We start from the raw sequence: 11,971 nt of genomic DNA on the forward strand, positions 1-11,971 counted from the left end.
ATAAAAAAAGCATAAAATCGATTGATTTTATGCACATTTTTAAATTGGTGGAGCTGAGGGGAGTCGAACCCCTGTCCAAGAGTAGTCCCACATTTGAACGTCTACAGTTTATCTCGCTATCAGTAAGACAATCAAGTGGAGCGAGCCAACAAAGATTGAATTTGCTTGTAAGTATTGTCGGGATCCACCACCAAGCAAGGCTTCACCTTATTCATTATGAATACGCTAATTTAAAACTAATGACAATTTTAAGCTAGGGATGCTGCGCCAGTATTTAGGCAATTAAGCAGCAAATGATAATCTGTTATTTCCAGTTATTTTTGTTTGGTGATTAGGTCACCACTCCACTGCAGTTCAAATCAAACTTAAACCTGTCGAAACCATGACAACCCCTTAATTGGAGCACACATACTATATCATATTTGATAGTCAAAAACAATAATTGTGATAGGTAGGGCAGATAATAAAAAATAACATTTAATAGTATTGAATATGAGATGTGATATAATGATGTGGTATAAAAGGAGAGTGTAAATTATGGCATGGATTATTGTAATTGTAATTATTGCGTTAATTGTTGTTTGGTTAATATCTTCATATAACTCTTTTGTTACTTGGAGAAACAAAGTTGAAGAAGCTTTTGCGACAATGGATGTTTATCTAAAGAAACGTTATGACATGATTCCTAACTTAGTAGAAACAGTTAAGGGCTATGCAAAGCATGAAAGTGAAACATTAGAAGCAGTTATTAGCGCTAGAAATCAAGCTGTTAATGCTTCATCAATAGATGAAAAGATTGCGGCTGAAAAAGGATTCGCTGGAGTATTGGGACGTTTATTTGCATTAACAGAAAGTTATCCTGATTTAAAAGCTAATCAAAATTTTATTGAGTTACAAACTCAAATTAAACAAATGGAAGACGAAATTGCTAGTTCTAGAAAATATTACAACGGAGTTGTAAAAACATTTAATACAAAACTTGAAATGTTCCCTGGTAATTTAATTGCGGGTATGTTTGGTTTCCACAAAGAACCAATGTTTGAGGTTAGTAACGAAACAGAACGCGAAAACGTTAAAGTTCAATTCTAAAATATCGCGCAAGCGATATTTTGCTTATTAGGGAGGTACTATGAATAAATTTAAAAAATTATTAGTATTAATGGCATCAATAGTATTCTTCTTGTCATTCAGTATGCCAGTAATGGCTAAAGAGGGTTTTGATATAGAGCAATACGATGTCCAAATTGAAGTTAAAGAGGATGGAACATACTATATTACTGAAACATTAGATGTTCATTTCGATGAGTATCTACATGGTATCTATATTCAAACACCTTCATATTATGAAGATGTGAGTTGGGTTATTGATGGTAAAGAAATTCTAAAAGATTATAACTTTCCAATTGACCATGTAGAAGTGTTATCAAACCATGATTCTGAGATAGATTATCAAGACAAAGGAGTGGTCACACGATTAGGAAGTTCTGATTATTATGCAAACGAATATGAAACTTATAAAATTTCATATCGCGTCCATTCAAAGGATTTAGATCTTGGTGGTATTCAAAGTTTTTATCAAAATATTATTTCCGATAGATGGGATACAAATATTAATCATGTAACCTTTAAGATTGTAATGCCAAAACCATTTGATTTAAACCAACTGTATTTTTATACTGATGGACAAGATGTAAGTGATGCACTTATGTATCAAGTTAATGGGAATGTAATAGAAGGTAGTTTCAATGATGTAATTTCACAAGGAAGAGGAATTACAATTAAACTAGATTTGCCTGAAGGGTATTTTGTATATCCAACATTTCAAACACCTATCTTTTTAATCTTTGGATGTAGTATAGCGTTATTACTTGGTGTAATATATTTATTCTTTAAATATGGTAAAGATAGTGAAGTAGTTAAAACAGTTGAGTTTACAGCTCCTAAGGGAATTAGTAGTGCTGGTGTTGGATATATCATTGATGGAGTTGTTGATAATCAAGATGTTACATCGCTTATCTTTAGTTGGGCTAATAAAGGTTTTATAACTTTACGAGAAGATAAAGATGACTTAGAATTTACAAAAGTTAAAGACTTAGATGATGAATCTCACTATTATGAAAAAACATTATTTAATGGAATATTTAAGAGTGGGGATGTTGTTACTACTAGTCAAATATCAACAGAAATATATCAAGATTTTATGAATACTAAAAAAAGTATAAATGATTATTACAATACGAAAAAGAGAAAAATTTATTATGATAATTCATTTGTAATTAGATTTTTAGTAGGATTATTAGCAGGGATGCCGCTTGGTGCATATTTGGCAGTAGCAATCTATTCATATAGTTATAGTATTATTGGTTCGCTAATAAGCATGTTAGTTGTTGTCGTTTTAATTACAATAGGGTGTACACTTCAAAATCTAGGTGTTCAACGTTGGCAATCATCAGGACCTTCAAAATATGGATTAATTATTGGCGGATTCTTACTTGTATTTATGGCGGGTTTAATTTCATTTGGAATCTATGCTTTACTTGGTTTAGGGTTCACGTTCTTGTATTTAATAAGTTTAGTTATTACTATAGCGATTTGTATAATTTCTAATTTTATGTTAAAACGTACTCCTTTAGGGGTTAAACTTTATGGTCAAATACTAGGGTTAAAAGAATTCATAATGGTAGCTGAAAAAGATCGCTTAGATATGTTAGTTAGAGAAGATCCACAATACTTCTTTAATATACTACCTTATGCATATGCTTTAGGATTAAGTGATGTGTGGAGTGAGCATTTTAAAGATTTAGAAATTCCTGCACCTACATGGTATACAGGTAGCTCTTATTATCCATATATGCATTATGGAATGATTCATTCTATGACTACCCATATGGCAGCTGTACAACATCCAATACCTCCAGTTAGTGCTGGTACTGGTCGTGGTGGCGACATTGGTGGAGGAGGATTCGGCGGATCTGATGGTGGATTTGGCGGAGGTGGCTTCTCTGGCGGTGGATTTGGTGGTTCATCTGGTGGTGGATGGTAAACAAAAAAAGTTGCGATACAATTTGTATCACAACTTTTCTTATTAAATTATTTAACTAGATCTTTAAGAGTTTTAGATGCTTTGAATGCTGGTACTTTACAAGCTTTGATTTTAATTTTTTCTTTTGTTAGTGGATTGATTCCTGCACGAGCAGCTCTTTTCTTAACAGTGAATTTACCGAAACCGTTGATATCAACTGTTCCACCTTTTTTCATTGTTTTAGCCATTGAATCAAAAATGAAGTTAACGGCTGTTGTTGCATCTTTCTTTGTTAGTCCAAGTTCTGCTGCTAATTCTTCAGCGTAGATCTTTTTTGTTTTTACATCTGCCATAATTTAGTATATCCTCCATAAATTAATTCTATCACAATTCTAGAAAAATAAAGCAAGAAAATACAAAAAAACACTTGTTTTATGGTAATATTTGACCTTTTTGTAATAATTAAGAAATAGTAAATGTAGTTTTTAAAATTACTTAGTAGTATACTAAAAAAGTTGACAGGAGGCTGAGTGTGGAAAAAGTAATTTTAGTAGGTATAAACACCATAAAATATAAGAATACATTCAACGATGCTTTAAATGAGTGTATCGGGTTAGCTGAGGCTTGTGATTATGAGGTTGTTTTAACTATGTCACAAAATATGGAATATGCCGATAGGCACACTTGTGTTGGTAGTGGTAAATTGGTTGAAATCGCTGAACAATGTGAAATTTTAGAAGCCGATAAAGTCTTGTTTTTAAATCATTTATCAGCATCACAAATAAGTAATATTAATGAGGCTTGTGGAGTAGATGTTATTGATAGAACAGGATTAATTTTAGAGATATTTGCTAAAAGAGCTAAAACAAAAGAAGCTCAAATTCAAGTGGAAATGGCACGCTTAAAATATGAATTGCCTCGATTAGTAATGCAAGATACATCTAATGATCAACAACGTGGTGGCTCTGGTGTTAAAAACAAAGGTAAGGGAGAAACTAAGCTTGAATTAAATCGTCGAGATATCGAGAGAAGAATAAGTCAATTAAAGAAAGAATTGGTCTCACTTGAAATTCAAACACAGATTCAAAAACAACAACGTTTAAAATCGAATTTACCAATGGTTGCGTTAGTAGGATATACTAATGCAGGAAAATCTTCATTAATGAATAGAATATTGCAAAAGAATACAAAAGATGAAGAAAAACTAGTGATGGAAAAAGATATGTTATTTGCGACACTTGATACAAGTGTACGCAATGTTAAATTTAATAGTAAAAAAGATTTTCTTTTGTTTGATACTGTTGGATTTGTATCAGATTTACCATCAGAATTAATAGAAGCTTTTAAGAGTACATTATCAGCTGCTAAAGAGGCATCTGTTTTACTGCACGTTATTGATTGTTCAAATGAACAATATGAAATGCAAGTAGATGCAACCAATGACACTCTAAGAAGAATAGATGCCAATGAAATACCTGTAATAAAAGTGTATAATAAGATGGATTGTGTTTCTGTTAAAGATAAAACAGATGGCATTTATGTATCATGTAAAACAGGTGAAGGGATTATTGAATTACTAGATCAAATAGAAACACTATTGTATCCAAAGGATATAACGATCGAATGTTTAATACCTTATAGTGATTTAGCAATCATACAATATTTAAAACAAAACAGTACAGTAGAGTTTATTAAAGATGGAGAGGTAGGTAAGCATATAAGTGTTACCTGCTCAAATGAGATTGTAAGTAAGATTATGAAATATCAAATTAGGGGAGAAAAATGATGAATAAAAATATAAAAGAAATAACACTAACAGGATTAGCTACTGCATTAGTGTTTGTAACAACTATGTACATTAAAGTTCCTAACAATTTAGGTGGTTATTTTAATTTAGGTGATTCAATGTTGATGTTATTTAGCTCAGTATTAAATCCATTTTATGCATTTGTAGTTGGTGGTATTGGAAGTGCATTAGCTGATGTTATAGGTGGGTATGCACAATATGCTATTCCAACATTAATAATTAAAGGAATTGAAGCAGTATTTGTATCAATATTATTTATGAAATTTGGTAATAAAATAAAATGGGTTGCTTATGTTGGCGCAACAATTATCATGGTTTCAGGTTATTTCTTAGCAGAGTGGGTTATGTATGCAGATGCACTAGTTTCATTGTCTGCAGTACCAGCAAATGTGATTCAAGGGATTGCAGGTGCAATCATAGCATTAGTGTTACTTAAAAAAGTATCACAATTAACTGAAAATTACAGAAAGTAAACTATTGCGAATTTGTAAGATGTAAATTATATGGATATGGTATAATATCCAAGTATGATGAGGTGGATATATGTTCATATTTGAAATTATAAAGGCAATTATATTAGGTATCGTTCAAGGTATTACAGAATGGTTACCAATTAGTAGTACTGGACACATGATTTTAGTTAATGATTTCTTACCAATGCAAGTGTATGCAGATGTAGTGATGAATAAAGAATTTGTAGACATGTTTATGGTAGTTATTCAATTAGGTAGTATTTTAGCAGTACTTCTATTATATTTTTCTAAATTAAATCCATTTAGCAAAAATAAAAAGAATCCTAATCATTTTAAAGATACAATGAACTTATGGATTAAGGTTGCAATTGCAGCAGTTCCAGCAGCGATTATTGGTTTACTTTTTGATGATATGATTGATTCAGTTTTATATAACTCAGTGGTAGTAGCTATTACGTTGATCGTTTATGGATTTGCGTTTTTGTGGATTGAATCTAGAAAAAAACATGCTAAGATTACAAATTTATCACAACTTGATTATAAAACGGCAGCTTTAATAGGAGTATTTCAAATATTAGCGCTAGTTCCAGGGACTTCTCGTAGTGGATCTACTATTCTTGGAGCTGTATTACTTGGATGTGCTAGACCAGTTGCGGCAGAGTTTTCATTCTTTTTAGCAATTCCAATGATGTTTGGTGCAAGCTTATTAAAACTGATTAAGTTAAAAATGGCTTTAGATTTTACTGGTATTGTAATCTTATTAGTAGGAATGGTCACAGCGTTTATTGTATCAATTATTGCAATTAAAACATTTATGTCATATATTCGTAAACATGACTTTAAAGTATTTGGTTACTATCGAATTATTTTAGGAGTCATTGTCTTATTGTACTTTGCGTTTTTAAGATAGTAGTTAGGAGAAAATTTAATGAATTCACAAATAACGATATTCGCAATGTTTGTAGAAGGAGTACTTTCGTTCTTCTCACCCTGCGTATTACCGTTAATTCCACTCTATATCGGTTATTTGACATCTGAGGCAAAGAGTGTTGATGAGGAAGGGAACATTGTTTACAAGCGTTCCAAAGTATTTCTCACAACATTATTCTTCGTTTTAGGGGTTTCGACAGTATTCTTTATAGCAGGAATTTCGATTACGGCATTTAAGGATTTTTTCCTTGAATATCAATTAGTATTATCAATGATTGGTGGAATGATATTGGTTGTATTTGGACTAATTCATCTAAATGTATTGTCTTTCCCTTTATTAAAAGGAGAGTATAGGTTGCCAATTAAGTTAGATTTAAAATCAATGAATTATCTAAAGGCATTTTTATTAGGATTCTTCTTTAGTTTTGCTTGGACTCCTTGTATTGGACCAATGTTATCATCAGCGTTAATATTGGCAGCAAGTGCATCTAGTGCATTAATGGGTAATTTTTATATCCTAGCATATGCATTAGGATTCATTGTTACATTTTTGATTTTAGGATTATTTACTGAACAAGTATTAAATCTGTTAAAGAAACATCAAAATGTAATAAAGTATACTGTAATGGTTGGTGGAGCGATCATTCTTATTATGGGTATTTGGATGATATTTACATCATCAAGAGATATTGTCGATTTACAAAAGAGTGTTGGAAAACAACCTACACCAGATATTAGTGAAGAAGAAACAGATGTAGTTGAAGGTAAAGAGATAGATACCTATGGATTTACTTTGATGGATCAAAATGGTGAGGAACATTCTCTTAAGGATTATGAAGGAGAATCAATCTTTGTGACATTCTTTGCGACATGGTGCGGTTATTGTAAACAAGAATTACCACTTCTTCAAGAACTTCAAAATGAAAATGAAGGATTAAAGATTCTAGTAATTACAAGACCTGGTTATGGCCAAGAAACTGATGAAGCGGGTATAAAAAAATTCATTAGTGATAATGAATTTGAAGATATGACTTTCTTGTTTGATGATACTGGAGAAGTATCAAATCTATATGGTGTAAATTCATATCCAACATCATTTATTTATAGAACTGATGGATCATTACTTGGATATCTGCCAGGAGCTGCAGGTAAAGAAGTATTACAAGATATATTGGCACAGTCAAAAGAAGCAAATTAAAACACAGATAAGATTACTCTAAAGTAGATAACGCAAGTAAAGTGTTGGTTATGGAAAGAGTAATCTTTTCTAATGGTGAAGAATTAGTTGTATTCATTTAAATTAAATGTTAAGTTTGAACAAATCATAATAATAAAAATGTAGAATATATTATTTTTCATCATTAATAAATTGTTTAATACATTCAATTGTATATTTAGCGTGATGAGAATCATCTAAGATACGATGATGTACATCTTCGATTAAGAATAAATGCTTTTCGGTTGCAGGAATTTTCTTATAGAATTTTCTACTAGATGAGTATTGAATAACATCATCTTCTAATCCATGGAAAATGCATGTTGGTACATGGATATCTTCAACAGCTATTTTACAGTTATTTACTAGATTAACAAAGGCGATTGTAAATGAAGAAGGAATTTCAGGATATGGAGATTCTTCTTTTTCTTTTTTATCAAAGATAGATGTTACAAGATCGGTTGCATTTCCAATGTTGATGTATTCAAATGCTGGAGCCAACAATATAAGTTTTTCTACATTTGGTTTATTTGCAAGATAACTTGCGATTACTCCGCCCATTGAAAAACCAATAATGATTATTCTTCTACCATCACTTGCAAGGTCTGTAAGAACACTTTCAGCTCGGTTAATCCAATGTGTCCAATCATTGTCAGTTTCATCTGTTAAATCATAAAAATTTGGTGTTATTACCTCATAATCTTTGAATGCTTTTACTAATGGAATAAATTCATCACTACGTCTTCTTCCAAATCCATGGAAACAAACAATAACAGGTTTATTTTTGCGTGAGTTAAATAATTTCATATATAGCTCCTTTTCTAGTATTAATATGTGCTATCTATATTCTAATACATAAAGATGTGATTTTGTTGTGAAACTCTTTAAATGCTTTATTTAGATAGTGTGGCAATAGAAGTGCTTAATAGATTATGATATAATCATTTAGCGAATGGAGTATATATTATGAAAGATATTTTAGTTAAAGCGATTGCCTTGAATGGCAAAGTAAGAATGTATGCAGCACGTACAACAGAGTTATGTGAACAAGCACGTATTCAACATGATTTATGGCCAACATCACAAGCAGCATTAGGTCGAGTAATGTCTATTGGTGCGATTATGGCGGGAATGTTGAAAAACGAAGATGATAAAATTATGATTCAAATCAATGGTCATGGGTCATTGGGAACATGCATGGTTGAGTGTAATTCAAAAGGTGATGTAAAAGGATTTGTTGGGGACAATCAAATCTATTTAAAATACAATGAAAATAATAAGTTAGCTGTAGGGCTTGCGGTAGGAACTGATGGTTATTTGAAAGTAACAAAATCAATGGGAATGAAAGTTGATTTTACAGGTCAAGTTGCATTACAATCAGGTGAAATTGGTGATGATTTTGCTTATTATTTTACTGTATCAGAACAAACACCATCAGCGGTATCAGTGGGTGTACTTGTAAATACGGATTATAGTTGTCTAGCAGCAGGTGGATTATTAATTCAAATTATGCCAGATGCAACAGAAGAAGATATTGAACAAGTAGAAAAAGTAGTAGCATCATTACAACCGATTAGCACATTGATTAATGAGGGGCAAACACCTCAAGAAATTTTACGTGCGTTATTTGTGGATACAGAAATATTAGAAGAGAGTCCTCTTCAATGGCGTTGTGATTGTAATAAAGATCGCTTTAAAGCAGCGCTTACAACTCTTGATGCAAAGGATATTCAAGAGATGATTGATGAGGATCATGGCTGTCAAGTAAAGTGCGAGTATTGTAATAAAACATATGATTTTAGCGAAGATGAACTGAAATTTATCTTGGAGTTTAGAAATTCATGTGGAAAATAAAAGATATAGAAATTAAGAATCCCATTGTAATTGCCCCAATGGCAGGAGTAAGTAATAGTGCGTTTAGGGAGATATGTTTTGAGTATGGTGCAGGTCTAGTTTATACTGAAATGATTAGTGATAAAGCACTAGGATTTAATAGTAAAAAAACATTGGAAATGTGTAAGATATTAGAAACTGAACATCCCTTGTCAATGCAATTATTTGGGCATGATAAAGATTCAATGATTCAAGCCGCAATATACTTAGATCAAAATACTGAGTGTGATATTATAGATATCAATATGGGGTGTCCAGTTAATAAGATTGTAAAATCGAATGCAGGATCAGCGTTAATGAGAGAACCAGAATATGCAGTAGAATTAGTAGAGGCAATTATTAAATCAGTTAAAAAACCTGTTACAGTAAAAATTCGTTCAGGGTGGACAAAAGAGACTATTAACTGCGTAGAACTAGCGAAGGAATTAGAACGAGTAGGTGTTAGTGCGATTGCAGTTCATGGTAGAACACGTGGACAAATGTATGAAGGTGAAGCTGATTGGTCATGGGTTAAAAAGGTAAAGGAAGCTGTATCTATACCAGTTATTGGGAATGGTGATATTCGTAGTGTTCAAGATGCTTATAAACGCATTGAAGAAACTGGGTGTGATGCTGTCATGGTTGGACGTGGTGCAATTGGGAATCCCTTTCTAATTAAAGAAATGGTGGCATCATTTAATAAAGAAAATCGTGATGAACCAAATTATGAAGAAAGATTACAAATGGGAATAGATCACGCTAAAAGATTGACATCTTTACGTGGAGAAATAGTAGCAATGAAACAAATGCGTGGACTTGCTCCGTGGTATATTCAAGGGATGCCATTTAGTGCTCGTGTTAAAAATGAGTGTGCTAAACTTAAAACGATTCATGATTTAGAAAATTTATTTGGTGAATATGCATCGTTTTTAAAAGAGAGGGATATTGAATATGAAAATCGAACAACCGAAAATCAATAGCCTTGAGCCAGCATCATTTGATTCCTGTATACTAGAGATGGATTTCTACAATAAACTAATTGAAGTAAATCCAACTATGGATATGGATGAAGAGTGTCGAGTGGATAGTTGTCACTTTAAAAAAATAGATTTCACTTTAACCAAAATAGATGTAAAGGAATTCCTTGATTGTATTTTTGAAAACTGTGATTTTTCAACTGTTGAGTTTAATGAGGTTAATTTTCATCGCTGTAAATTTTTGAATTGTAAGATGGCAGGAATTAATTTTTTTCAAAGTATAATGAAAAATATAGAAATAGATTCATGTCTAGTACGTATGAGTAATTTCTCAAATTGTAAATTAGAATTAATAAGATTTATAAATACTAATTTAGAAGAAACACGATTGTTTCAAACTAATTTGAAGAAAATTGAACTTAAGGAATGTGATTTTACAAAAAGCGAATTTTTTGAGACTCCCTTACAAGGGATAGATTTTTCAACATCTATATTGGAAGGTATAACGGTTGATTTAAGTAGTTTAAAAGGAATAAAAGTTAATTCTTCACAAGCGATTCGATTAGCATCGCTGTTAGGAATAGATGTTGTAGACTAATTTTTTTGACAAGTGGTGTAAAAATAGATATAATCAAATCGTAAATCAACGATGAAAAGAAGAGTATTTTATTTGGTAACTTTAAGAGAGCCTAGGTTGGTGTGATTAGGCAAGTGGATAATAAAAGAAAAAAAGACTTGGAGTTGAACGTTAGTTCGCGTTAAGAATGACTTTAAAAAGTCGCTAAGATGGTGCAAGTGATTGCAACATGAATTAGGGTGGTACCACGATGATAACTCTCGTCCCTACTAGGATGTAGAGTTTTTTATTTGTAAAAAAGGAGGTTTTTATGGAACAAAATTTATCAGAACAAGAAGTTATCCGTCGTCAAAAGATGGAGGAATTAAAAGAAAAAGGTATAGCTCCATTTGGGGCAGCTTTTGAAAGAACGCACCGTTCTTTAGAATTAAGAGAATTGTATGGTGAAAAAACAAAAGAAGAATTAGAAACTCTTGATGTACATGTTAAAGTAGCTGGACGTATTATGACTAAACGTCGTATGGGTAAATTAGGATTTATGCATATTCAAGATCGTGATGGTCAAATTCAAATTGTTATCAACAAGGGAGTTGTTGGTGAGGAAGTTTATGAAATCTTTAAGGCAAGTGATCTTGGGGATATTATTGGGATTGATGGGGTAGTTGCGAAAACTGATTCAGGTGAATTATCAGTTAAGTGTATGGTATACACTCATCTTACAAAGGCACTTCGTCCACTTCCAGAAAAATTCCATGGCTTACAAGATGTAGAAGAAAGATTCCGTCGTCGTTACGTGGATTTAATCATGAATGAAAGCAGTCGTAAGGTTGCAATGTTACGCCCACGTATCATTCGTGCTATTCAACACTATTTAGATGGACAAGGTTTAATAGAAGTTGAAACACCAGTACTACAACCAATTCTTGGTGGAGCAGCTGCTAGACCTTTTGTAACGCATCACAACACATTGGACATGGACTTCTATCTTCGTATCGCAACTGAATTACCATTAAAGAGATTAATTGTTGGTGGACTTGAAGGCGTATATGAAATTGGACGTTTATTCCGTAATGAAGGTATGGATACAAAACATAATC

The 11,971-nt window shown here is 32.0% G+C and carries 12 protein-coding genes, 1 other RNA gene and 1 other annotated feature; of the genes, 10 read left to right on the forward strand and 3 right to left on the reverse strand.

Annotated elements, in window-relative coordinates; all coding sequences use genetic code 11:
* Window positions 1–45: 45 nt before the first annotated feature.
* Window positions 46–393, reverse strand: a transfer-messenger RNA (tmRNA) gene (ssrA, locus tag RR430_RS07765).
* 144 nt (window positions 394–537) lie between these two features.
* Here ssrA and RR430_RS07770 point away from each other — a divergent pair.
* Both RR430_RS07770 and RR430_RS07775 read left to right on the forward strand, forming a co-directional pair.
* Window positions 538–1,089, forward strand: a complete 552-nt coding sequence (locus tag RR430_RS07770; RefSeq protein WP_332508874.1) for a LemA family protein — start codon at window positions 538–540, stop codon at window positions 1,087–1,089.
* 40 nt (window positions 1,090–1,129) lie between these two features.
* Window positions 1,130–3,043 (forward strand): DUF2207 domain-containing protein, encoded by a 1,914-nt coding sequence (locus RR430_RS07775; RefSeq protein WP_332488546.1) that lies wholly within the window; start codon window positions 1,130–1,132, stop codon window positions 3,041–3,043.
* Window positions 3,044–3,090: 47 nt separating this feature from the next.
* Here the strand turns inward: RR430_RS07775 and RR430_RS07780 are convergent, their stop codons facing one another.
* On the reverse strand, window positions 3,091–3,375 hold the full coding sequence (locus tag RR430_RS07780) for an HU family DNA-binding protein (RefSeq protein ID WP_332488548.1): 285 nt from the start codon (window positions 3,373–3,375) through the stop codon (window positions 3,091–3,093).
* A 179-nt stretch (window positions 3,376–3,554) separates the two neighbouring features.
* Here RR430_RS07780 and hflX point away from each other — a divergent pair, with 179 nt between their 5' ends.
* The 4 genes from hflX (at window position 3,555) to RR430_RS07800 (ending at window position 7,430) form a co-directional block, all read left to right on the forward strand.
* Window positions 3,555–4,808 carry a GTPase HflX gene (gene hflX / locus RR430_RS07785; RefSeq protein WP_332508876.1) on the forward strand — a complete coding sequence of 418 codons (1,254 nt, stop codon included), beginning with the start codon at window positions 3,555–3,557 and terminating at the stop codon, window positions 4,806–4,808.
* Window positions 4,808–5,302 carry an ECF transporter S component gene (locus tag RR430_RS07790; protein ID WP_332488550.1) on the forward strand — a complete coding sequence of 165 codons (495 nt, stop codon included), beginning with the start codon at window positions 4,808–4,810 and terminating at the stop codon, window positions 5,300–5,302. The genes hflX and RR430_RS07790 overlap by 1 nt, the downstream gene beginning before the upstream one ends.
* Window positions 5,303–5,372: 70 nt before the next feature.
* Window positions 5,373–6,212 carry an undecaprenyl-diphosphate phosphatase gene (locus RR430_RS07795; protein ID WP_332488551.1) on the forward strand — a complete coding sequence of 280 codons (840 nt, stop codon included), beginning with the start codon at window positions 5,373–5,375 and terminating at the stop codon, window positions 6,210–6,212.
* Between the two features lie 18 nt (window positions 6,213–6,230).
* Window positions 6,231–7,430, forward strand: a complete 1,200-nt coding sequence (locus RR430_RS07800) for a cytochrome c biogenesis protein/redoxin (RefSeq protein ID WP_332488552.1) — start codon at window positions 6,231–6,233, stop codon at window positions 7,428–7,430.
* Between the two features lie 150 nt (window positions 7,431–7,580).
* On the opposite strand, the gene RR430_RS07805 is transcribed toward RR430_RS07800, so the two are convergent.
* Window positions 7,581–8,255, reverse strand: a complete 675-nt coding sequence (locus RR430_RS07805) for an alpha/beta hydrolase (protein ID WP_332488553.1) — start codon at window positions 8,253–8,255, stop codon at window positions 7,581–7,583.
* Window positions 8,256–8,414: 159 nt separating this feature from the next.
* On the opposite strand from RR430_RS07805, the gene hslO reads away from it, so the two are divergent.
* From hslO to RR430_RS07825, 4 genes are all read left to right on the forward strand, one after another.
* Entirely contained in the window at window positions 8,415–9,302 is an 888-nt protein-coding gene (hslO, locus tag RR430_RS07810) for an Hsp33 family molecular chaperone HslO (RefSeq protein WP_332488555.1), read from the forward strand.
* A complete protein-coding gene (gene dusB / locus RR430_RS07815; RefSeq protein ID WP_332488556.1) occupies window positions 9,290–10,300 on the forward strand; it encodes a tRNA dihydrouridine synthase DusB in 1,011 nt (336 codons plus the stop codon). Before hslO ends, dusB begins: the two co-directional genes overlap by 13 nt.
* Complete coding sequence (locus RR430_RS07820; protein ID WP_332488558.1) at window positions 10,272–10,895, forward strand: pentapeptide repeat-containing protein; 624 nt, start codon at window positions 10,272–10,274, stop codon at window positions 10,893–10,895. The genes dusB and RR430_RS07820 overlap by 29 nt, the downstream gene beginning before the upstream one ends.
* Before the next feature lie 42 nt (window positions 10,896–10,937).
* Window positions 10,938–11,145: a binding site (T-box leader), on the forward strand.
* A gap of 39 nt (window positions 11,146–11,184) precedes the next feature.
* On the forward strand, window positions 11,185–11,971 hold a 787-nt coding region (locus tag RR430_RS07825), incomplete at its 3' end, for an amino acid--tRNA ligase-related protein (RefSeq protein ID WP_332508879.1).

Origin of the sequence: Anaerorhabdus sp. (assembly GCF_036641015.1) — a bacterium.
In the GTDB taxonomy this organism is placed as follows: domain Bacteria; phylum Bacillota_I; class Bacilli_A; order Erysipelotrichales; family Erysipelotrichaceae; genus Anaerorhabdus.